Here is a 22,675-nt window from a genome sequence, read left to right as displayed (position 1 = left end):
GTATTTAAAATAGTACGACCGTTCTTTTTTTTGATAGACTGCACGCATGACACATTCAGTATCCCTGCTAAAAGACGCAGACAAAGCCTCTCCAAGTCATAAATTGCTGCACAAAGGGCAACAAACCAAGGCGGCGATTGTGGATGCGGCCTTAGGGCTCGCGACGCAAATCGGTCTTGAGGGTTTGAGCATTGGTGCGCTGGCTGAAGTGATGTCCATGAGCAAATCGGGCGTGTTTGCCCATTTCGGATCGCGCGAAGAATTACAAATTTCAGTTGTTCGTGAATACCACCAGCGTTTTGAGCAGGAAGTGTTTTTTCCAGCCATGCAAGCCACTCGCGGTTTACCCCGTTTGCAAGCGTTGTTTATCAACTGGATGGCAAGAACAAGCGCAGAAATTGATTCTGGCTGTTTGTACATCAGTGGAGCCGCAGAATTTGATGACAGGCCAGGCCCAGTTCGAGATGCACTGGCCAGTTCAGTGAAGACTTGGTTGACTGCTTTGCACCGCTCGGTGCTACAAGCGCGAGACGAAAAACATTTGTCGCCAGACGTCGATGCTGCGCAGATGTCATTTGAAATTCACGGATTGATATTGGCTTTGCATTACGAAGCACGGTTCTTAAAAACCGCAAAAAGTTTGAACCGTGCCAAGCAGGGTTTCGAAAACATTCTTCAACGCTACGGCGCCTACCCATTGAAAGATAGACCATGACAACTTACACCCCGCCACTTCGTGACATGCAATTTGTGATGAACGAAGTGCTAGATGTGCCATTAAAACTTGCTCAGATACCTGCTTTCGCAGAGCTTGACACGGACACCATTGCTGCTGTGTTGGAAGAAGGCGGCAAATTTGCCACAGAAGTATTGTTACCCCTTAACAGTGTGGGAGACAGGCAAGGATGCACTTTAAATGTGACAACCCATGAAGTACAAACCCCAGCGGGTTTTAAGCAAGCCTTTGAACAATATGTTCAAGGAGGTTGGCCAGCGCTTAATTGTGATCCTGTGTATGGAGGTCAAGGTTTGCCTTTGGTAGTCAACCAGTGTTTTTATGAAATGCTCAACAGTGCCAACCAAGCATGGACGATGTATCCAGGTTTGACACATGGTGCTTATGAATGTTTGCATGCACACGGCACCGAAGAGCAAAAACAACTTTTTCTTCCCAAACTCACTAATGGCGAATGGACCGGCACCATGTGTTTGACGGAAGCACATTGCGGCACTGATCTTGGCTTGTTGCGTACCAAAGCCGAGCCTCAGGCCGATGACAGTTACAAAATCACAGGCAATAAAATTTTCATCAGTGCAGGTGAGCATGACTTTGTCAGCAATATTGTCCATCTGGTGCTGGCACGTTTGCCTGATGCGCCTGCAGGAAGCAAGGGCATCAGTCTTTTTGTGGTTCCCAAATTCATGGTCAATGCCGATGGTTCTTTGGGCGCCCGTAATGGCATTTATTGCGGCGGTCTTGAGCACAAAATGGGCATCCATGGCAATGCCACGTGTCAGATGGTGTTGGACGGCGCTGTCGGCACATTAGTGGGTCAGCCGAATAAAGGACTGGCGGCTATGTTTGTGATGATGAACGCAGCCCGTATAGGCGTGGGCATGCAGTCGTTGGGACTGACCGAAGTGGCCTACCAAAATGCCTTGGCCTACGCGAAAGACCGCATTCAGTCGCGCAGTTTGTCTGGTGTTAAAAATCCTTCGCAACCCGCAGACAGCATTTTGGTGCACCCAGATGTCAGAAAAATGTTGCTCACAGCCAAAGCTTATGCAGAGGGTGGTCGTGCGCTGAATTTGTATTGCGCGTTGCTGATTGACCAAGAGTCACAACATCCTGATGAGTCAGTGCGCCAAGAGGCCGCTGAGATGTTGGCCATGCTGACACCGGTCGTCAAGGCATTCATCACAGACAACGGATGGATTGCTACTTCGTCTTGTTTGCAAGTATTGGGTGGACATGGTTTTATCAGTGAATGGGGCATGGAGCAATTTGTACGCGATGCCCGCATCAATATGATTTATGAAGGCACCAATACCATTCAAAGTTTGGATTTGCTGGGGCGCAAGGTATTGGCTAACCAAGGAGCTACCTTGAAAAAATTTGGCAAAATGATTTCCGAATTGGTGAGCGCGGAAACTGCCAATGAAGACATGGCGCCTTTCATACAACCATTAGCCAAACTCGGTCAACAAATGACAGCATTGACAGGTGAAATAGGTATGAAAGCCCTGTCTAATGCAGATGAAGTAGGTGCTGCTTCTGTGGATTATTTGCGTGTGACGGGTCATTTGGTTGTAGGCTATTTTTGGGCTCGCATGGCTCAAGTGGCATTGCAAAAAATAGCTGCGGGAAGTAACGATTCTTTTTACAAAGCAAAATTACAAACTGCACGTTTTTATTATTCCAGGCTGTTTCCCGAAACCGCGTCATTGATGCTTACTGCGCGTTCAGGCAGTGAAGTTTTGATGGACACGGCAGACGTGTTTTCTTGAATTGATACTTAACTCAACCTACCACGGAGATACCCATCATGAAAAAAGTAATCAGCTTGTTGGCTGTTTTTATCAGCCTGAGCGCCAGCGCACAAATGACCCCGGTCGGTTTGTGGCACACGATTGACGATGAAACCAAGCAACCCAAGGGGGAAGTACGCATCACAGAAAACAATGGTGTGCTCAGCGGAGCAGTGGGTCGCGCATTAAAAGAAGACCCCAAAGCCAAGACGGTGTGCGATTTGTGCACCGATGACCGCAAAAATCAAAAAATCATTGGTATGGAAATTATTCGAAATCTGACCCGCGAAGGCAAAGAAAGTGATTACTTGTGGGCTGGTAATGGCACGATTCTGGATCCTACCAACGGTAAAGTCTATGAAGTAAAAATGGTTCCTTTAGAAGGCGGTAAGAAATTACAAGTACGCGGCTACCTTGGTATTTTTTACCGCACCCAAATTTGGGTTCGGGTTGAATAACACAGCCTCTTGATTTAACAGCAGGAAATTTCATGACCTCTATATTGCACAACGTTGAACACGGCGTAATGACTTTGACCATTCACAGAGTGGATAAAAAAAACGCATTGACAGCAGACATGTATGCGGCATTGGCAGATGCGCTGACTAAAGCCAGCGAATCAAGCGACGTGCGCGTGGTGTTATTTCAAGGTCATGAAACCGTGTTCAGTGCGGGCAACGATATTGCAGACTTTTTGCAGCAACCACCTGCAACTGCCGATTCTCCGGTATCTCGTTTTTTACGAGGTATAGCCGTGTTCCCCAAGCCCTTGCTGGCCTCTGTATGCGGACCGGCAGTGGGCGTAGGAACTACCATGCTGTTTCATTGCGATTTGGTGTACGCAGGGGATAACGCTGCTTTTTCTATGCCGTTTGTCAACCTCGGCTTGTGCCCGGAGGCTGCGTCCAGTTTGTTGGCTGTCCAATTGTTTGGTTACCAACGCGCGGCGGAAGCATTGCTCATGGGTGAACCCATGATGGTTGAAACTGCCCTCGAGTTGGGTCTGATCAGTCGGGTGTTGCCTCCTTCAGAGGTCAATGCTTATGCCCAACAGCAAGCTCAAAAAATGGCTAAAAAACCACTGGCCTCTTTGACCGAGACCAAGCGCTTGATGAAGTCTTCACGCACGCCTTTCGTGCTGTCCCAAATGGATGAGGAGGCAGCAGTTTTCTCCAGAATGCTCAAGGAGCCGGCGGCGATAGAAGCATTCAGCGCCTTCATGGAGAAACGCAAACCGGTCTTTAACTGATTTCCTTGCGCAGTATCGGTCTGGGTTTTCCGTTGGCATCGATAGCAACATAAGTCACGTTAGCCTCGGTTACCTTGAGGTAAACGCCTTGCAAGCTGAAACGCTCAGCGAAAACCTCCACCTTGACTGTGATTGATGTGTTGCCGATGCGGGTCACAGAACTGAAAAAACTCAAAATATCACCCACCTTGACCGGCTGCTTGAAAATGAATTCATTCACAGCGACTGTGGCCATGCGACCATTCACATAGCGTGCGGGTAAAACCGAACCCGCTAAATCCACCTGCGCCATGACCCAGCCGCCAAATATGTCGCCGCTCTGGTTGCAATCGGCCGGCATCGGAATGACTTTGAGCACCAGTTCAGCGTCTTTAGGTAACCCTGCCACAGTCTGGCGGGAATCGTTGTTCGTGGTCACAGGCACAATCCTAGGAGTTATTTAACCGGTATTGTGCTTTATGCGTCACCACGCCTCCTCTTCTCCAGTTGTATCCGCTTCTTCTGCCACCCAGCAGACCACCTCCGATTGGGTGACCCTCAAACGCTTATTTCCCTACTTGTGGGAATACAAATGGCGGGTCATAGCGGCACTGTCTTTCATGGTTGGCGCCAAACTGGCTAACGTTGGTGTGCCTTTGTTGTTGAAAGAATTGATTGATGCGATGACGCCTCAACCAAGTGGTGTGCAAATCGCAGTGGTAGTGCCCTTGGCGTTGCTGGTGGGTTATGGACTGTTGCGATTGTCTGTTTCTGGATTCACGGAATTACGAGAGTTGGTTTTTGCAGCAGCCACACAAGGCGCGGCGCGCAAAATTGCATTGCAAACATTTGAGCACTTACACAATTTGAGTTTGCGTTTTCATCTGGAGCGGCAAACCGGCGGTATGAGTCGCGATATTGAACGCGGTGTCAGAGGTATTGAATCTTTGATAGCTTATTCGCTCTACAGCATCGTGCCAACCTTGATCGAGGTGGTGCTGGTGTTGAGTATTCTCGGGGTGAAGTTTGACAAGTGGTATGCCATCATCACTTTGCTGGCTTTGGCGCTTTATATTTATTTCACGGTGACTCTCACGGAATGGCGCACCCAGTTCCGAAAGCAAGTCAATGAATTTGATTCGAGTGCACATACGCGGGCGATTGACTCACTGTTGAACTATGAAACTGTCAAGTATTTTGGCAATGAGGCGTTTGAAGCTTCGCGCTACGACGAAAGTCTGAACAAGCTTCGGCGCGCAAGAATCAAGGCTCAAAACTCCTTGAGTGCGCTCAACATAGGACAGCAACTCATCATCGCGGTTGCCTTGGTGGCGATGCTGTGGCGAGCCACGGAAGGTGTGGTGCAAGGACGCATGAGTCTGGGGGACTTGGTGATGATCAATGCCTTCATGATTCAACTTTATATTCCGTTGAATTTTTTAGGTGTGATTTACCGCGAGATCAAACAAAGCCTGACCGACTTGGATCGCATGTTCATGTTGTTGGAAAAAAACCGTGAAGTTGCTGACAGCAAGTCGGCGCACATATTGAAATTGCAAAGCCCGCCAGAGGTGCGATTTGAGAATGTGCATTTTGCTTATGAACCTGATCGACCTATATTGCATGGCATCAGCCTGACCATTCCTGCCGGCAAGACCGTGGCGGTGGTCGGCCCCTCTGGTTCAGGCAAATCGACGTTGGCACGCTTGTTGTTTCGCTTTTACGATGTTCAAGAGGGAGCCATCAGAATTGATGGCCATGAACTGAGACAACTGACACAAAACAGTGTGCGACAAGCTATAGGCATCGTGCCGCAAGACACGGTGTTGTTCAACGACACGGTCTACTACAACATCGCCTACGGCAATACCTCGGCTACCCGCCAGCAGGTGGAAGATGCCGCCAACTCTGCGCGTATCCATGAATTTATTGTGTCCACTCCTTTAGGCTATGAAACCATGGTGGGTGAGCGCGGTTTGAAGTTATCTGGCGGTGAAAAGCAAAGGGTAGCCATCGCACGTACTTTGTTGAAGAACCCAGCCATATTGATTTTTGATGAAGCCACCTCTGCGCTCGATAGCAGCAACGAACGTGCCATACAAGCCGAGTTACGGGAAGCGGCATTCAACAAAACCACGCTGGTCATTGCGCACCGATTGTCTACAGTGGTGGACGCGCATGAGATTGTGGTGCTCGATAGCGGACGCATTATTGAGCGTGGTACGCACGCCCAATTGCTGGCTACCAATGGTCGGTACGCGCAGATGTGGGCGCTGCAACAAAGCCAAGAAGAACAGGTTTAAGGCAACTCGTTGTCTTCGGGCGGTTCGTCCTTGTCACGAGGACCCACCTTGCCCAGACGCGCCTTTAAGGATTGCGGTTCACCGCTGATCACTGCTGCATACATGGTGGTGTTGCTCATCACCTTTTTGACATAGTCACGGGTTTCGTTAAAGGGAATGCATTCAGCCCATATGGCGCCTTCCAGTTGGGGGCCGTTGCGCCATTTGCGTGGTCTGCTTGGCCCTGCGTTATAGGCAGCAGCAGCCATGGGCATGGAGCCATGAAAATTGTCCAATATCAACTTAAGGTATCCGGTGCCTATGGCAATATTGGTGTCGCGTTGATTCAATTGATCAACTTGAAAATTTTTCATACCCAACTTCTTGGCCGTCCATTTGGCAGTACGCGGCATGACTTGCATCAAACCGCTTGCGCCGACAACTGACTTTGCGTTGATGATGAAGCGACTCTCTTGCCGGATCAAGCCATAAACAAAGGCAGTTTCTAAATTGATATCACGTGTTCGTGACAACACCTCCTCACGGTATGGCATGGGATAGCGATGGTTCACATCAAATTGTTGTGTGCGTTCGCTGCTGCTGATACAGCGGTCCCAGATTTCAAGCTCGCAAGCCCATTGCGCCACGGCATTTTTTTCCCTGTCATTCATACGACCGCGCTTACCTTGTGCATCTACCAGACCTGCGGCGTAATTCCACTCGCGCACGCCCTCAGACCGCATACCTATCCGGATAGCATGGTAGGCACGTTGCAAACTCGGATTGGCTTTGGCCGCTTCCATCTCGGCTGAAGTAGGCGCTGTCGGACGAGTGGGCAATGTTATTTTTTGACCTAATTCTTCCAATGCAAGTTGTTCATAAAACCCTTGGGTGCCAGCAATGCTTTGGAGCGCCATCAATGCTTGCGGCATGGCAGTGGTGGATGTGGGTTGTCTGGCAATAAGTGCTCGTGCGCGCCAATATACCCAGGCCGCGTCTTTTTGTGCTGCTGGGCTCATGGCGTTGATGGCAGACTCGACCATGTTCCAGTTTGGCTTTCCCTCGCTTCTCAAAGCGGCGCGAACTTTCCATGCCAGTAACTCATCCGGTAGCCCTTGACCATTTCCAGAGGCCTCAAAATACTCAACGGCTTTGCTGTCAAAGTCCATCGCGGATTGACGCCCAATCACTGCCCAAAGCCATGACAATTGCTCTGCATTGAGAAGTTTGATCGCTTTGTTGGTATTGATTTGTTTGATCGCAGCAGACTGGTCATTGGCGGCGAGTTTGACCAAGGCCAAGGTCATCCATTCTGGGGATTCTTTGCCTAAAGAAGTCGCACGTTGTTGTAGAAAACGCGTTGGATTGGTCATCAACTCATCCAGCCTCGACATGCTTTGGCCCGACACCATGTGCAAGGCATCACGCGCAGGCGGTTTGCGATTGATTTCGATCATGAAACGTGCTTTGCGCCATGCATCCAAAGCATTGACACGTTTGGCCAAAAGCAATTGTTCAAATGCATAGGTGCATCCTTCATCGCTATTGCGCAAGGACAGCCATGTTTGCCGGATGAATTCTTCTTGGGTTGCAGTACCTTCAAATTTCTTGTGGTTACTTTGCAACCAATTCGCGTAACACGCCACCTCTTTGTCGTCATGCATGCGGTAGAGTTCGTATTCACGTTCGAATTGCGTCCACTCTTGGCGTTGCGCCAATACCAGTAGCCAGTCATAGCGCATCCGGTCTTCCTGGTAAGTACCGGCGTATTTATTCAAAAACTCTTTGATTTCGCTGTCGCTGGCATCGCCGAGTCGCACGCGCAATTCCCAATATGCCGCCCACGGCTCCAAAATATGGCCCTTGGCCTGAGGCAGCAGTTGTGAGAGTTTTTTTCTGTCGTTATGAGTGAACGCAGACGACATGTCTATCAAGACTTGGTCTGTTCTGTCGGGCGAGGGACTCAGGCTGGCGGCGAGAGTCAGGGTGCTGTGGCTGAAAAGCAGGCCACTGCAAAGAAAAACGGCACAGCAGCGGTTCAGATTTGAGAGCATGACACAATGAAGACACCTGACATAAGGCCTTCATTCTCCCATGGACAAAAAAGCCCTTCGCAAACAATTGATTCAAGAGCGTTTGGATTTGCCGGATCGTGCTGAACGTTCCGATATGTTGCAACGCGTTTTGCGCATCTGGTTGTTCGACCGCAAAGACACAGTGATTGGCGCTTACTGGCCAATCAAAGGTGAATTTGATCCTTTGCCAGCTTTGCATCGATGGAAAGAAGACGGCGAATTGCTGGATGACCCGGTGCTACGCCGTATCGGCCTGCCGGTGGTTGATAAAGTGACCAAGACGTTGACGTTTCATGCCTGGTACCCGGGCTGCGACATGGAAGAGGACGCCTACAACATTCCCAAACCCAAAGACACGGAAGTGGTCGTGCCGACTTTGTTGTTTGTGGCCTGTGTGGGCTATGGAGCCGGCGGTTACCGCTTGGGTTACGGCGGCGGTTTTTATGACCGCACGCTTGCGCAGTTGCAGCCTAAACCTTTCAGTGTGGGATTGGGCTTCACCGGCGGCTTCATCGAAGACATGGAGCCTGAACCGCATGACTTACCGTTGGATGCATTGCTGAATGAAAACGGCGTGGTCTGGCCTACCCATTTTTCATAAGCACTGATCTGTTGCGTAACTTGCTTATGATGGGGCATTCCCTCCTACACACAGGTGTGCCATGTCCAAAGCGTTTGCCAGTCAGAGCGATCTGAGCGATAAAAAAATCAGTTTCACCCAACTCAGTCAGCATTGCTGGGCCTATACCGCAGAGGGTGACCCGAATTCCGGTGTCATCATCGGTGACAAATACATACTGGTGAGCGACACCACGGCCACCCCGTTGATGGCGCAAGATTTGATTGCGCGTATTCGCGCGGTCAGTGATAAACCCATTAAATATGTATTGTTGACGCACTACCATGCGGTGCGTGTTCTCGGTGCCAGCGCTTATGTGGCTGAAGGCGCGACTGAAATCATTGCCAGCAAGGGCACCTTTGACCTGATTGTCGAGCGCGGTGCCGAGGACATGCAAAGCGAAATGGACCGCTTTCCACGTTTGTTCAGAGGTGCAGACAGTGTGCCCGGTTTGACTTGGCCGACATTGGTGTTCGGCGACGGCAAACCCGGCAGACATGGCAGCATCCGTTTGGATTTAGGTGGTGTGAGCGTCGATATCTGGCATCCCGGTGCAGGCCATACGCGCGGTGACACCATTGCTTGGGTGGAAGCTGAAAAAGTTTTGTTCAGCGGCGATCTGGTGGAATACCAAGCAGGTGTTTACACGGGTGACGCGCATTTGGCTGAATGGCCAACCACATTGGAAGCCTTGCGCGGTTTAAACGCAGAAGCGATCGTGCCCGGTCGCGGCGAAGCCATGATCGGCAATGCCAATGTCAATCTATCACTGGACTACACCCGCGAGTGGGTGGAAACTTTGTTTGCCTGCGGCAAAGAGGCGGTGGCGCACAACATGGATTTGAAAGCGGCCATGGCTTTGACCCGAAAGCACATGGATCCAGTGTTCGGTAAGGTTTTTATTTACGAGCATTGCCTGCCGTTTGATGTCAGCCGTGCCTATGACGAAGCCAAAGGTATCGTCAATCCGCGTATTTGGACAGCCGAGCGCGACAAGGAAATGTGGGCTTCTCTACAAGCTTGATCGGTTCATGAGGCTTTGTAGCGCATCAAAGCCCGCACATCCGATTCATAGTTTTTGAGCGTTTTCATCATGTGTTCGCGTTGTTTGGCGGTGGTTATGTTGTGAAACTGTGCCGCGGCTTCGCAATTGGTGCGTTTGCGTTTTTTCAGATAAGCGGCATATGCGGGGTCGGATGAATGCAAACTGCTTTGCAGCCATTGGCGAACCATGGCTTTCGCTTCTGCCGCTTCCGGTTGGGTGTTCAAAATCCGCTCATGCAGCGCCAGACTTTCTTTTTGTTGACGCACCCGTTCGGCAAATGTGCGTTCGGGCTCATAGCCGGAGTCTTGCGCGAGTTGACGCAATAATTTTTCCTGAGCTGTACTTAAGCTGCCGTAAAAACGCTCCGCATTCGTTTGCCCTTTGTCGACTTGCACATCGAGTTGCTTGTCGCGGGACGCATCCAGCTTCCATTCTTTGCGGTAATCTTTCAGATCTTGTTCGTATTTGCGTTTCAGCGTGCGCAGTTGATCGGCATTCAAGCTCAAAGCAAGTTGGGTCAACGGCACTTCAAATTGCTCAATCAATGGATCCAGGCTGTCGGTGATGACGTCTGCTATGGCGCAGACTTGCTCTGCGCTGACGTCACCCTTTGCCAATTCTTGTATTTGTTTGAGCGTATCCACATACAGCGGCAGTTGGTTTTGGCGGTGCCATTCCAGCGTGATCTTTAAATCAGCCAGCGTTTGCTTTTCCTGCGCCGCATTCAAATCGACATGCGGATTGATCCATAAAAACATCAGCAAATTTGGTGCATTGTTGTAGCCGGTCACCACCAGACTGCAACCAGACAGCGACAGCAACCAGCCCAGAGCCGTCAGTTTGGCCAGCCTGGGCAGCAGGTGTAGGCGCTGATTGATAATTGCATAAATAGAGGGAATCACATGCATGTCAAAGATTGATGTAGTCATCATGGCAGCGGGCAAAGGCACCCGCATGAAGAGCAGTATGCCTAAAGTTCTGCACCGATTGGGCGGTAGGGCTTTGCTGCAGCACGTGATCGACACGGCACAACAAGTTCAAGCGCGGCGAACGGTGGTGATCACCGGTCATGGGGCAGAACAGGTGGAGGCCTTACTGTCGCCACAGTCCAGTCTGCAAACAGTGCGGCAAATGCCGCAATGGGGCACTGGGCATGCCGTCCAGCAGGCGATGCCGTTGTTGCAAGACGATGGCATTACTCTAATTTTATCGGGCGATGTGCCTTTGATACAAGCCCAGACGTTGCAAGCTTTGTTGCAACTATGCGACTCCAACCACCTGTCATTGTTGACCCTGCAAACCCCGAATCCCAGCGGTTACGGCCGCATCGTGCGTGGACTCGAACAACAAGTGACAGCCATTGTTGAAGAAAAAGATGCGACAGATGAACTTCGGCGCATCCAAGAAATTTACAGCGGCATCATGGCTGTGCCCACCCACTTGTTGAGGACATGGCTGGCACGATTGGATAACAACAATTCCCAAGGCGAGTTTTATTTGACCGATGTGGTCAAGTTTGCTGTCGCCGATGGCCATGAAGTGCAAGCTTATTGCATCGACCAAGCTTGGCAAGTGGAGGGCGTGAATACGCCCGTTCAATTAGCCGCACTGGAGCGCACTTACCAGCATTTACAAGCGCAACAGTTGATGCAGCAAGGCGTGCGATTGGCAGATCCTGCGCGTTTAGATGTGCGCGGTCAACTGGTCTGCGCCGCTGATGTCGACATCGATGTCAATTGTGTTTTTGAAGGCCATGTCAGCTTGGGCGAAGGCGTCAGCATTGGGGCAAATTGCGTGATTGCCAATGCAGATATTGGTGCAGGTTCACAAGTGCTGCCCTTTTCACATATTGACGGCGAAGTCCAAGGTGTTCGAATCGGCAGTGGCGCGCGCATCGGACCTTTTGCTCGCTTAAGACCTGGCGCCATATTGGGCGACGAAGTGCATATAGGTAACTTTGTAGAGGTGAAAAACAGCACCTTGGCCAAGGGCGCTAAAGCCAACCATCTGGCTTATCTGGGGGACGCCATCGTCGGTGAACGGGTCAACTACGGCGCGGGTGTTATCACGGCAAACTATGACGGTGCAAACAAACACCAGACCATCATTCAAGCCGATGTTCACGTGGGCAGTAACAGTGTGCTGGTCGCGCCGTTGAGCTTGGGTGCGGGTGGTACTGTGGGCGCAGGTTCGGTGATTACCAAGGATACAGCCGCTGGCGCATTGACTGTTGCACGTGGCAAGCAAATCAGCATATCGAACTGGCAGCGTCCAGTGAAAAAAAATAAATAAAGGACAGAGTCTATGTGTGGCATCGTCGGCGCGGTTTCTACCCGCAACATTGTTCCTGTGCTGGTGCAAGGCCTGCAACGTCTGGAGTACAGAGGCTATGACTCTTGCGGCGTGGCCGTCAACGCAGATATAGCGCAACTCGAACAAGCTGTCGGTTTGCAACGCGCTCGCAGCACCTCTCGTGTGGCCGAGCTGGTGGCACAGGTCAACGATTCTTCAGGCGGGCTAGCTGGCAAGACCGGGATTGCCCATACGCGCTGGGCTACTCATGGTGCGCCTGCGGTTCATAACGCGCATCCGCACTTTAGCCACGGCCCTGGCTTGTCTGCCAGCGACTCAGATGCACGCATCGCCTTGGTACACAACGGCATCATTGAAAACCACGAAGAACTGTGTCTGCAATTGCAAGCCAAAGGCTATGTGTTTGTCAGTCAAACTGATACCGAGGTGATGGTGCATTTGATAGATTCTTTGTACCTTGGCGATTTGTTGCAAGCGGTCACTCAGGCGATTGCGCAGTTACAGGGCGCGTTTGCCATTGCCGTCATCGCCCGCGACGAACCGCATCGTGTGATCGGTGCCAGAGCAGGTTCTCCCCTCATTTTGGGTGTCGGTAAGGGTGAAAATTTTTTAGCCAGTGATGCCATGGCCTTGGCTGGTGTGACTGACCAAATCGTTTACCTCGCTGAAGGCGATGTGGTCGATCTGCAGTTACACAACTTCACACTGTATGACTCGACGCATCAAAAAGTTCAGCGTGATGTGCTCACCGTTCAGGCACACAGTGGCGCCGCAGAACTCGGCCCTTACCGTCACTACATGCAAAAAGAAATTTTCGAGCAACCGCGTGCCATCGCCGATACGCTGGAAGGTATCGAAGGCATCGTGCCTGATTTATTCGACCACCCGCTGCGCCCGGGTGAAGCCGCCCGCGTTTTTGCAGACATAGACTCTGTGCTGATCTTGGCTTGCGGTACCAGTTATTACAGTGGTTGTGTGGCGAAGTACTGGCTTGAGTCGATGGCACACATTCCGTGTCAGGTCGAGGTGGCCAGTGAATACCGCTACCGCGACAGCGTGCCTCATGCGCGCACGCTGGTGGTCACCATCACACAGTCGGGTGAAACCGCAGACACCTTGGCCGCCTTGAAGCACGCACAAAGCCTTGGAATGAATCAAACATTGACCATATGCAATGTGTCCACCTCGGCCATGGTGCGCGAATGCAAACTGGCTTACATCACGCGCGCCGGTGTTGAAATTGGTGTGGCGTCCACCAAGGCGTTCACTACTCAGTTGGCAGGTTTGTTTTTATTGTCGCTGGCACTTGCCAAAACCAAACATCGCTTGAGCGAAAGCGCAGAAGCACAACATCTCAAAGCCATGCGGCATTTGCCAGTGGCTTTGCAAAGTGTGCTGGCCTTGGAGCCGCAACTCATCGCCTGGGCGCAGGATTTTGCCGATAAGGAAAACGCTTTGTTTTTGGGGCGAGGCATGCATTACCCCATCGCATTGGAAGGTGCGTTGAAGTTGAAAGAGATCAGCTACATACATGCCGAGGCTTATCCTGCTGGTGAGCTTAAACATGGTCCACTTGCACTGGTCACTAGCGCCATGCCCGTGGTGACGGTGGCGCCAAACGATGCATTGCTTGAAAAACTGAAAAGCAATTTACAAGAAGTACGCGCGCGCGGCGGTGTGTTGTATGTGCTGGCAGATGCGGATACGCGCATTCAATCGGATGAAGGTCTGCATGTGATTCGCATGCCTGAGCACTATGGCGCCTTGTCTCCGTTGTTGCACGTGGTGCCATTGCAGTTGCTCGCTTATCACACCGCTTGCGCCAGAGGCACGGACGTGGATAAGCCGAGAAACTTGGCGAAAAGCGTCACCGTGGAGTAAGTTGGCTGGGGGGTATGCAAGGTATTGGTCTTAGCGTTTCAATTTGCCCCCGAACGAAACGACCTAATGGCTGTCAAAGAAATTTACTGCTTTATCTGAAAGGTTTCACCATGAGAAAACTGATTGCTGCTGTCGTTACGTCAGTTTGCTTTATAGGCATTACTGACTTATCAAACGCGCAAGGTGTTCCAAACCATGCCCAAGGTCTCAAGGAATGGTTGGTTGTCGTCGATCTGACTGAAACCAAAAAACAAGTCGGTGTTTTTTCTACAAAAATAGGCGTTGATAAACCAAGCAAACTTGCGGTTTTATTGCCTGGCAGTCCTTCGGTGGTCAGGCCAGTGGTGGAAAACGGTGTGATGGTTTCATCAAAATTAACTGGAAACTTTTTGATTCGGGCGCGTCGATGGTTAACTGATGAAACGATAGCCACCTTGGTGATTGATTGCCAATCTGAAAGCTCTGATGAATGTACAAGTAGCTATCAAGCATCAAAGGAACGTCAGCAAGATGTGCAAAAGTTGATCAACGAAGTGAAGAAACAAGTGCCATCTATCAAGGATGTCTGGTTGGTGGGGACAAGCATGGGTACTGTATCTTCGTCCTTCATGCCCATGCATGATTCTCAGGCCTATGCTGGCGCAATTCACACTGCAACCATTACTGAACCCTATGCAAAAAACTCGTACCGAGAACTAGGCGGGTTTGACTATAAAAAAGCCCCAATTCCTCAGTTTTTTATTCACCATCAAAACGATCCTTGTACGCTGACGACCTATTCATCGGCAAAATCCATTTCAAAAAAATTCAATCTTCCACTGGTAACTGTGACAGGCGGATCAGATTTCGAAGGCCGGCCATGTAAAGCTTTCACAGAACATGGGTTCAGAGGAAAAGAAAAAGAAGTGATGAAAGTGATCGCTGAAATAATCAACACGGGAACGGCTTCGCAACTTGAAGTCAACTAATCCCATCTGCTGACAAGCAGGCTGTCATTGTTGGTATGGAATGCGCCTTAGTTAAGCCACTGTAATTAAAACTATAAAATACTTTATTGTATTTTTTTGTACATTCAAGTGTTATAAATTTTTAATATGGAATTGCGCATGAAAGATTACGCCAGCACCCCCGATAACCTGCCAACACCCCAAGACGATGGTGCATCCGATCACCTCGTGGGTTCGCGTTTGCCAAGTATTTCCTTGCCTTCAACCCAAGCAAGTCATGTAGATTTGGCTCAGCTTGCTGGGTATGTCGTGATTTACTGTTACCCGATGACCGGACAGCCAGGTGTGCCGTTGCCACCGGGTTGGGACGAAATTCCGGGTGCGCGCGGTTGTACACCGCAAAACATGGCTTACCGAGATCATTTCGACGAACTCCACGACCTTGGCGCACAGGTTTTCGGTCTCAGTACCCAAAGTACCGACTACCAACAGGAAATGGCAGACCGACTGCATTTACCTTTTGCGGTATTGAGTGACCACGCCATGAGGTTTTCTCAGGCCTTGCGTTTACCCACATTTCATACCAGTGGCATGCATTTATTGAAGCGGCTCACATTCATTGCCTGTGACGGCTCTGTGGTTGCGGTGAAATACCCCATATTTCCCAGCAACAGTGATGCGCCTTGGGCGGTGGATTGGCTCAAAAACCATTCCAATCCAAAGAGCACATCAACTGGCGGTTGACGGCTGCTGGTTAAACATCACTGCGCCACGCTTTGGGTCTGCAATGTTTGCAATAAAACCGGTTTAAGCAAAATCTGGTAAGAGTCTGCATCAAAACCGATGGTGTTCAATTCCAAATGAATAAAGCCGTTTTTCTTTGAGCACCACGTGCCCAAGTAATTCCAGTTGCGCACGCGGTGTTTTTGCAGCCAACTGCCTCGTTGTTCTAACAAATCCACTGTGCCTTGGAACGGCCAAGTATGAACTTGCAAATCCTGTAAAGCCAGGCGCATACGGTGGTCATGGTCGGCGCGTGACTCTTGTCCGATGCAAACACCAGCGCATTGCTTGGTTTGCCAGCCGAAACAGCCGCGATGGTTGACGGGTTCAAGCCCCAGCAGTTGCAGGCACAAGCGGTGTTGTTGCGCCAATGATTGAAGTTTGTCCTTGGCTGCTTTACGAGAAGAAAACAAGCCATAAAGATCAGGAGTGACACCTGGTTGAACGGTTTGTTCGTCGACCCACAGCACTTTGTCGCCTTGACTCTCACTGACCAGTTGCAGACTGCACAGTTTTTTGACCCGTCGCAAGCGCTGGTTGTACAAAGGACTGTGCGCTTTGATCATTTGAGACTCAAGCAGCAGTGCACCGATTTCCCCGGCAGTTTCAATGGTTTCCACTCTACGTGTTTGAGACAACATGCGCACTTCATCAGGATTGCGCAGGTGAGATAAGACACGCGAGCGAATGTCTACGCTTTTGCCTATGTACAAAGGCAATGCAGAGTCGCCGTAAAACACATACACCCCTGGTGCGCGCGGTAGTGCATCCGTGTTGAGTTGTTCGTTCACAAAGTTTGAATCGAGAGCTTTCTGAATTTCACCACGCCTTTGTTGTATTGCAACGCGATAGGGCCGGCAGCTGTATGGGTGTCGTCTTTGACATCCACCGTGGTTTGGCCATTGAGTACCAGTTGGATGTGGTTATTGATCACTGTGATGTCGTAGGTATTCCAATGTCCGCCAGCTTTGATATTGGGTTGCACAAGTGATTTGGCAATATTCACAACTGCCCCTGTGCCGTAGGCTGGATCGGGTCTTTTATCGTAAATATTGGCTTCATAGGCGTTTTTGTCGTTGATCAGGTTGGCATCTGCGCATCGAAAAAAAATACCGCTGTTGGCTTCGTCGTCGACCCAGAATTCAGCGACTAAATGAAAATTTTGATAACTCGCGCGTGTCACTAAAAAACCGTCACCCAATTCGGCTTGCACCACCCGGTCTTGTAAGCGCCAGTTTGCATTACCTATGGGTTTCCATGCATTCAAGTCATTGCCGTTGAGCAGCTCAACAACAGGTGAAACAGAGCTGTTGGTGGAAGTTGTGGGCAAGTTCAATGACGACGTCCATTCTTGCAAGTTACTGCAAGCAGACAAAGTCAGACAGGCCATGACAGCGAGCAGTGAGCACGCATGGCGTGTGGTCAGAGAGAGGTGCATACAGTTTCCTTTGCGCAGCAGGTTGGGGCAGTGCAATATGGCATTTACCCTTTGTAAGCCATTCTGCACGTTCCATCGAAGAAATACCCGGGGATTTATGCTTAGCCAGAACATGACAGCAAGCTTTCTGTCGAGGCGTGACTATAATTTGTGCACACAATGAGCTATTTAAAACACATCCGCCACGACTTGCAGGACATGCAGGCCTATAGCGTGCAAGACGCCGTCGGCATGGTCAAGTTGGATGCGATGGAAAATCCCCACCGCTTATCTGCCACGTTGCAAGCGCAATTGGGTGAGCGCTTGGGTACCGTGGCAGTGAATCGCTACCCAGGTAGCCGCATCCAAGACTTAAAGCTTGCTATCGCGCAACACACTGGTTTGCCCGAGGGCTACCAATTGATGTTGGGTAACGGCTCGGACGAATTGATTTCCCTGCTGTCCATGGCCTGCCACTTGCCTGGAGCCAGCATTCTGGCGCCAGAACCAGGCTTTGTGATGTACGCCATGAGCGCCAAATTGCAAGGCCTGACCTATGTGCCAGTTTCATTGCGGGACGATTTCGAACTCGACGAACCTGCTATGACCGAAGCCATCGCCAAGCACCAACCGGCGATTGTTTATCTGGCCTATCCCAACAACCCCACCGCCAATTTGTGGGATGCGCAGGTTATTCGTCGGCTGATTGCACAGGTTTCTGCCTATGGAGCTTGGGTGGTGCTGGACGAAGCCTATCAGCCGTTTTCTTCTGAATCCTGGCTGACCGAAATTCAAACAGACCCGCATGCCAACGCCCAAGTGTTGTTGATGCGCACACTCTCCAAGTATGGACTGGCGGGCGTGCGTATTGGGTACATGATGGCGCGCACTGAAGTGATTCAACAGTTAGAAAAAATCCGCCCGCCTTACAACATCAGTGTGCTGAACGCCGAATGCGCGTTGTTTGCACTGGAGCATGCAGATGTGTTTGCACTGCAGGCGCAAAGCATTTGCCATGAACGCCAGCGCTTGGCAACGCAATTGGCGACCATGCCAAGTGTGACTGTGTACCCCAGTCAAGCCAATATGATGCTGCTGCGTTTAAGCGGCGATGACGAGGTGGCCTCACGCGTTTTCGCTGCCCTGAAAGCCAAAAATATTTTGGTCAAGAACGTTTCTAAAATGCATGCAGTGTTGCACCGTTGCCTGCGTATCACCGTAGGCACTTCGACAGAAAACGACCAGTTGCTCGCCGCGCTGAAAGAGATACTGGCTTCACAGGCCTGATTTCATCCACAGAATATTCTTATGACACAACGCATTGCCGAAGTTCACCGCGACACCAAGGAAACCCAAATTCAAGTGCGGGTCAATCTCGACGGTACGGGTCAATCCGATTTATCCACCGGTATAGGATTTTTTGATCACATGCTAGATCAGATCGCGCGTCATGGTCTGATCGACCTCAGCATCAAAGCGACTGGTGACTTGCATATCGACGGACACCACACGGTGGAAGACGTGGGCATCACATTGGGCCAAGCGGTGGCGCAAGCCGTCGGCGATAAAAAAGGCATTCGCCGTTATGGACACGCTTACGTGCCTTTGGATGAAGCGCTTAGCCGCGTGGTGGTCGATTTCTCCGGCCGCCCCGGCTTGGAAATGCATGTACCTTTCAAGAGCGGCATGATTGGCCAGTTCGATTCACAACTGGCGTTTGAGTTTTTCCAAGGCTTTGTCAACCACGCCTATGTCACTTTGCACATTGACAATTTGCGCGGTGAAAACGCCCACCACCAAGCCGAGACGGTGTTCAAAGCATTCGGACGGGCGCTGCGCGCGGCGACCGAACTCGACCCCCGTTCAGTGGGCATGATTCCTTCTACCAAAGGTTCGCTCTAAGCCTTCACCTCTATGGCAAGCGTCGCGGTCATCGATTACGGCATGGGCAATTTGCGCTCGGTGGCGCAGGCTGTCATGGCGGCAGCCCACGGCAGTGGTGTCGACGTCATCATCACCTCAGACCCCCAACAAGTGCGTCAAGCAGACCGCGTCGTGCTGCCTGGTCAAGGTGCCATGCGCGACTGCATGCGCGAGTTGCACGACAGCGGCTTGCTGCCCGAGGTGCTGCATGCGGCCGCATATAAACCTTTGTTCGGTGTGTGTGTGGGCATGCAAATGTTGCTGGACCACAGCGCCGAAGGCGACGCTGGCGGTACAGCTTGCCTGGGCTTGATTCCCGGTGAAGTGGTGAAATTCGAACTAGCCGGCCAACTCCAACCCGACGGCAGCCGTTTCAAAGTACCGCAAATGGGCTGGAACCGTGTCCGTCAGGCAAGTCCGCACCCACTATGGTCAGACGTGCCCGACAACAGTTATTTCTATTTTGTGCACAGTTTTTATGCCAAGCCGTTAGATGTGCGCCACACAGCAGGGGTAACCGACTACGGTCAGGCCTTTACCTCAGCGGTTTCAAGGGATAATATTTTCGCAACCCAGTTTCATCCTGAAAAAAGCGCTGACATGGGTTTGATGCTTTATCGCAATTTTTTGTCTTGGTCACCTTGAAGACCTTACCGTCATTGACTGCCACCACCACTTCATATGTTGCTCATTCCCGCGATTGACCTGAAAGACGGTCATTGTGTTCGCCTTATTCAAGGCGACATGGATCAATCCACCATCTTCAGCGAAAACCCAGCTGATATGGCGTTGCAGTGGGTTGCCAAGGGTGCCAGGCGTTTGCATCTGGTTGACTTGAACGGGGCGTTCGCAGGCAAGCCGCAAAACTACAGCGCCATTCGCAGCATCTTGAAAGCGGTCGGCGACGACATACCGGTGCAGCTCGGTGGCGGTATCCGCGATTTGGACACGATTGAAAAATACATAGACGGCGGCGTGCGCTACATCATCATCGGCACGGCAGCGGTGAAAAACCCTGGCTTTTTGCAAGATGCTTGCAGTGCTTTCGGCGGCCACATCATCGTCGGGCTGGACGCCAAAGACGGCAAAGTCGCCACCGACGGTTGGAGCAAGATGACCGGCCATGAAGTGGTGGATTTGGGTAAAAAATTTGAAGACTACGGTGTTGAATCCATCATCTACACCGACATTGGCCGCGATGGCATGCTCAGCGGCATCAACATCGAAGCCACGGTCAAACTGGCGCAGGCCTTGTCCATTCCAGTGATTGCCTCGGGCGGCTTGTCCAACATGAAAGACATTGAAGGCCTGTGCGCGGTGGAAGACGAGGGCATTGAAGGAGTGATTTGCGGACGCGCCATATACAGCGGCGACCTCGATTTTGAAAAGGCCCAAGCCCGCGCCGACGAACTCAACGGCTGACATGCTGGCCAAACGCATCATTCCCTGTCTGGACGTGACGGCAGGACGGGTGGTCAAAGGCGTGAACTTTGTGGAGTTGCGCGACGCAGGTGACCCGGTGGAAATCGCGGCGCGTTACAACGCGCAAGGCGCGGATGAGTTGACATTTTTAGACATCACAGCCACCAGCGATGGACGGGACGTGATCTTGCACATCATCGAAGCCGTGGCCTCGCAGGTCTTCATCCCGCTGACGGTGGGCGGCGGTGTGCGCACTGTTGAAGATGTGCGCAGATTGCTGAACGCTGGCGCCGACAAAACCAGTTTCAACTCAGCCGCGATTGCCAACCCGCAAGTGATACGCGACGCCTCGGACAAATACGGCTCGCAATGCATTGTGGTCGCCATCGATGCCAAGCGCCGATCTGCGCTTGAAGAACAGCGGCTGGATTCATATGGTGTGCCCGTGGGCCCGGGCTGGGATGTGTTCAGCCACGGCGGCCGCAAAAACGTCGGTCTGGACGCGGTGGCTTGGGCCGCGCAAATGGCTGAGTTTGGCGCGGGCGAAATACTGCTGACCAGCATGGACCGCGATGGCACGAAGTCGGGCTTTGATTTGGCACTGACCCGTGCGGTGAGCGACGCCGTGCCCGTGCCCGTGATTGCATCCGGTGGTGTGGGCAACCTTGACCATTTGGCCGACGGCATACAAACCGGCGGCGCCGATGCCGTGCTGGCGGCGAGCATCTTTCACTATGGTGAATTTACGGTTGGGGAAGCTAAGCAACATATGGCGAGGCGGGGGATACCTGTGAGGTTGTGAAACGGGGCTGAAGATCTTTGGCCTATGAGCACAAAGAGCCTTCCTATGTAGATGTGATTTGCATACTGGCTGCGTGTACTGCCGAGTTACTTATCGGTTGAAGTAATAAAAATATGCAATTAATAGTATTCATTATTATGTTTTAGATGCTACATTCAGATTCCATTTGAGTTACTGGGTTTCAATCCCATCACTTTTTTCTTTTCTCAATCGCCCTAGGGAGCAAAATATTGGAGGGTTTATCTATGACAACCAAGAAAATCGGCAGAGACGCAGGAACCGGGCAATTCAAGCCGGTGAAGGAAGCACAAAAAGACAAGAAGGGGTCTGTGGTGGAAACAATCAAGACGCCTAACAAGTCGCCTCCGTCAAAGAAAGGTAAGTAGCAGCGCCAACGTTAGACCGCACAATCACCATCATGAAGTGCCCACATTGCCAAATCAACTTTCACCCTGCGCCGACTGACTATCCGCTTGGTGAGCATGGTCGATCCGAGAGTTGGACATGCCTCTGGAAGGCGACGATGTTGACATGTCCAGCCTGCGCAAAGCCAACCGCATATGTTTCGTACCAACAGAAGTATCCAAATACCATGTTCAATGGTGACAAAATCATGGCTTTTCCTCGACTCGCTGCCAAGCCCCCCGCGCCGCCAGAAGTTCCGGAGTTGATTGCCCAAGACTTCAATGAGGCGGCCGCAGTACTTCCGATAAGTGCGCAGGCCTCAGCAGCCCTTAGTCGTCGCTGCTTACAACATGTACTTTCAGAAAGGAGCGTCTCGACCTCAAGCAATTTGAGCAAGGCCATTGATGCCGCATTGGCATCAGGATTGCCTCCTCAACTTGCTGAAAATCTAGACGCAATTCGAAACATTGGCAACTTCGCAGCACACGTGCAGAAGGCGGAGCACTCAGGTGAAGTAGTTCCAGTTGAACCCGAGGAAGCCGAATGGAACCTGGAAGTTCTAGAACTTCTCTTCGACTTCTACTATGTTCAGCCAGCGGTCGCCGCGGCGCGTCGTTCAGCACTCAATGCAAAACTCGCCGAGGCGGGCAAGAGCCCTATGAAAGAGCCACCGGGCGCGGCCTAACCCTTGCTGAAGCGGAGAGCAAACGGCAGGACGCCAGGCTCCAAAAATCCGGACTGCAGCGCGTCAAGCGCTAAACTCTTTTCCTTGGAGGTGCTTATGGACTCTGCAATCGTCACGCGAGACCCTGAAATCATGAGTGGTGCCCTGTGCTTCGCGGGCACGCGCGTCCCCGTGAAGAACTTATTCGACTACTTGGAAGGCTCCTCCTCGCTAGAGGAGTTCCTTGAGGACTTTCCTTCTGTGTCCCGCGAGCGCGCAGTAGCTGTACTAGAGGCTGCGCGTCAGAGCTTGGCTGCAGATGCGCCTGCTGCTTGATGAG

Annotated in this window: 23 protein-coding genes; 18 read left to right on the top strand and 5 right to left on the bottom strand. The window is 51.4% G+C overall.

The annotated features are described in order from the left end of the window. Window positions 1–46 precede the first annotated feature (46 nt). The 4 genes from AC9UG7_RS05225 to AC9UG7_RS05210 are packed head-to-tail and all read left to right on the top strand — an operon-like array spanning window position 47 to window position 3,778. Entirely contained in the window at window positions 47–715 is a 669-nt protein-coding gene (locus tag AC9UG7_RS05225) for a TetR/AcrR family transcriptional regulator (protein ID WP_509585153.1), read from the top strand. After that, window positions 712–2,508, top strand: a complete 1,797-nt coding sequence (locus AC9UG7_RS05220) for an acyl-CoA dehydrogenase C-terminal domain-containing protein (RefSeq protein WP_509585150.1) — start codon at window positions 712–714, stop codon at window positions 2,506–2,508. Before AC9UG7_RS05225 ends, AC9UG7_RS05220 begins: the two co-directional genes overlap by 4 nt. A 38-nt stretch (window positions 2,509–2,546) precedes the next feature. Further along, window positions 2,547–2,987, top strand: a complete 441-nt coding sequence (locus AC9UG7_RS05215) for a DUF2147 domain-containing protein (RefSeq protein WP_509585148.1) — start codon at window positions 2,547–2,549, stop codon at window positions 2,985–2,987. A gap of 32 nt (window positions 2,988–3,019) precedes the next feature. Next, window positions 3,020–3,778 (top strand): enoyl-CoA hydratase, encoded by a 759-nt coding sequence (locus tag AC9UG7_RS05210; RefSeq protein WP_509585145.1) that lies wholly within the window; start codon window positions 3,020–3,022, stop codon window positions 3,776–3,778. On the opposite strand, the gene AC9UG7_RS05205 is transcribed toward AC9UG7_RS05210, so the two are convergent. Beyond that, window positions 3,771–4,196, bottom strand: a complete 426-nt coding sequence (locus tag AC9UG7_RS05205; RefSeq protein ID WP_509585142.1) for an acyl-CoA thioesterase — start codon at window positions 4,194–4,196, stop codon at window positions 3,771–3,773. The two genes, AC9UG7_RS05210 and AC9UG7_RS05205, sit on opposite strands and share 8 nt — an antisense overlap. 40 nt (window positions 4,197–4,236) lie before the next feature. Between AC9UG7_RS05205 and AC9UG7_RS05200 the strand changes: the two genes are divergently transcribed. Further along, the gene (locus AC9UG7_RS05200; protein ID WP_509585140.1) at window positions 4,237–6,060 is read left to right on the top strand and encodes an ABCB family ABC transporter ATP-binding protein/permease; all 1,824 of its coding nucleotides are present in this window, start codon (window positions 4,237–4,239) and stop codon (window positions 6,058–6,060) included. Here the strand turns inward: AC9UG7_RS05200 and AC9UG7_RS05195 are convergent. After that, window positions 6,057–8,093, bottom strand: coding sequence for a lytic transglycosylase domain-containing protein (locus AC9UG7_RS05195; RefSeq protein ID WP_509585137.1), 2,037 nt, complete (start codon window positions 8,091–8,093; stop codon window positions 6,057–6,059). The genes AC9UG7_RS05200 and AC9UG7_RS05195 overlap by 4 nt on opposite strands. 40 nt (window positions 8,094–8,133) lie before the next feature. Between AC9UG7_RS05195 and AC9UG7_RS05190 the strand changes: the two genes are divergently transcribed. After that, window positions 8,134–8,715: a 5-formyltetrahydrofolate cyclo-ligase gene (locus AC9UG7_RS05190; RefSeq protein WP_509585134.1), complete on the top strand. Its 582-nt coding sequence runs from the start codon at window positions 8,134–8,136 to the stop codon at window positions 8,713–8,715. A 61-nt stretch (window positions 8,716–8,776) separates the two neighbouring features. Then, the gene (locus AC9UG7_RS05185) at window positions 8,777–9,757 is read left to right on the top strand and encodes an MBL fold metallo-hydrolase (RefSeq protein WP_509585131.1); all 981 of its coding nucleotides are present in this window, start codon (window positions 8,777–8,779) and stop codon (window positions 9,755–9,757) included. 5 nt (window positions 9,758–9,762) lie between these two features. Here AC9UG7_RS05185 and AC9UG7_RS05180 read toward each other — a convergent pair whose 3' ends face one another. After that, on the bottom strand, window positions 9,763–10,707 hold the full coding sequence (locus tag AC9UG7_RS05180) for a DUF6279 family lipoprotein (RefSeq protein WP_509585128.1): 945 nt from the start codon (window positions 10,705–10,707) through the stop codon (window positions 9,763–9,765). On the opposite strand from AC9UG7_RS05180, the gene glmU reads away from it, so the two are divergent. The 4 genes from glmU to AC9UG7_RS05160 all read left to right on the top strand — a co-directional run bounded on the left by glmU (window position 10,685) and on the right by AC9UG7_RS05160 (window position 15,663). Beyond that, the gene (gene glmU, locus AC9UG7_RS05175) at window positions 10,685–12,070 is read left to right on the top strand and encodes a bifunctional UDP-N-acetylglucosamine diphosphorylase/glucosamine-1-phosphate N-acetyltransferase GlmU (protein WP_509585125.1); all 1,386 of its coding nucleotides are present in this window, start codon (window positions 10,685–10,687) and stop codon (window positions 12,068–12,070) included. The two genes, AC9UG7_RS05180 and glmU, sit on opposite strands and share 23 nt — an antisense overlap. 12 nt (window positions 12,071–12,082) lie before the next feature. After that, complete coding sequence (glmS, locus tag AC9UG7_RS05170) at window positions 12,083–13,972, top strand: glutamine--fructose-6-phosphate transaminase (isomerizing) (protein ID WP_509585122.1); 1,890 nt, start codon at window positions 12,083–12,085, stop codon at window positions 13,970–13,972. Between the two features lie 110 nt (window positions 13,973–14,082). After that, window positions 14,083–14,940 carry a hypothetical protein gene (locus AC9UG7_RS05165; RefSeq protein WP_509585119.1) on the top strand — a complete coding sequence of 286 codons (858 nt, stop codon included), beginning with the start codon at window positions 14,083–14,085 and terminating at the stop codon, window positions 14,938–14,940. A gap of 138 nt (window positions 14,941–15,078) precedes the next feature. Continuing rightward, entirely contained in the window at window positions 15,079–15,663 is a 585-nt protein-coding gene (locus AC9UG7_RS05160) for a peroxiredoxin (protein WP_509585117.1), read from the top strand. Window positions 15,664–15,680: 17 nt separating this feature from the next. Here AC9UG7_RS05160 and AC9UG7_RS05155 read toward each other — a convergent pair whose 3' ends face one another. Further along, entirely contained in the window at window positions 15,681–16,493 is an 813-nt protein-coding gene (locus tag AC9UG7_RS05155; RefSeq protein ID WP_509585114.1) for an endonuclease, read from the bottom strand. Then, window positions 16,490–17,140, bottom strand: coding sequence for a 3-keto-disaccharide hydrolase (locus AC9UG7_RS05150; RefSeq protein WP_509585111.1), 651 nt, complete (start codon window positions 17,138–17,140; stop codon window positions 16,490–16,492). Before AC9UG7_RS05150 ends, AC9UG7_RS05155 begins: the two co-directional genes overlap by 4 nt. A gap of 159 nt (window positions 17,141–17,299) precedes the next feature. Here AC9UG7_RS05150 and hisC point away from each other — a divergent pair, with 159 nt between their 5' ends. The 7 genes from hisC (at window position 17,300) to AC9UG7_RS05115 (ending at window position 22,671) form a co-directional block, all read left to right on the top strand. Next, complete coding sequence (gene hisC / locus AC9UG7_RS05145; protein ID WP_509585108.1) at window positions 17,300–18,406, top strand: histidinol-phosphate transaminase; 1,107 nt, start codon at window positions 17,300–17,302, stop codon at window positions 18,404–18,406. 21 nt (window positions 18,407–18,427) lie between these two features. Then, a complete protein-coding gene (gene hisB, locus AC9UG7_RS05140; RefSeq protein WP_509585105.1) occupies window positions 18,428–19,021 on the top strand; it encodes an imidazoleglycerol-phosphate dehydratase HisB in 594 nt (197 codons plus the stop codon). A 12-nt stretch (window positions 19,022–19,033) separates the two neighbouring features. Next, entirely contained in the window at window positions 19,034–19,687 is a 654-nt protein-coding gene (hisH, locus tag AC9UG7_RS05135; RefSeq protein WP_509585102.1) for an imidazole glycerol phosphate synthase subunit HisH, read from the top strand. A 36-nt stretch (window positions 19,688–19,723) separates the two neighbouring features. Further along, entirely contained in the window at window positions 19,724–20,464 is a 741-nt protein-coding gene (gene hisA, locus AC9UG7_RS05130) for a 1-(5-phosphoribosyl)-5-[(5-phosphoribosylamino)methylideneamino]imidazole-4-carboxamide isomerase (RefSeq protein WP_509585100.1), read from the top strand. A 1-nt stretch (window position 20,465) separates the two neighbouring features. Next, the gene (gene hisF / locus AC9UG7_RS05125) at window positions 20,466–21,266 is read left to right on the top strand and encodes an imidazole glycerol phosphate synthase subunit HisF (protein ID WP_509585097.1); all 801 of its coding nucleotides are present in this window, start codon (window positions 20,466–20,468) and stop codon (window positions 21,264–21,266) included. A gap of 592 nt (window positions 21,267–21,858) precedes the next feature. Next, on the top strand, window positions 21,859–22,356 hold the full coding sequence (locus tag AC9UG7_RS05120; protein ID WP_509585094.1) for a DUF4145 domain-containing protein: 498 nt from the start codon (window positions 21,859–21,861) through the stop codon (window positions 22,354–22,356). Between the two features lie 96 nt (window positions 22,357–22,452). Next, a complete protein-coding gene (locus AC9UG7_RS05115; protein ID WP_509585091.1) occupies window positions 22,453–22,671 on the top strand; it encodes a DUF433 domain-containing protein in 219 nt (72 codons plus the stop codon). Window positions 22,672–22,675 lie beyond the last annotated feature (4 nt).

The organism is Limnohabitans sp., assembly GCF_046052765.1.
Taxonomy (GTDB): Bacteria; Pseudomonadota; Gammaproteobacteria; order Burkholderiales; family Burkholderiaceae_C; genus Limnohabitans.
Note: the sequence above shows the minus strand (reverse complement) of the source record. Positions and strands in the feature narration are given on the sequence as shown.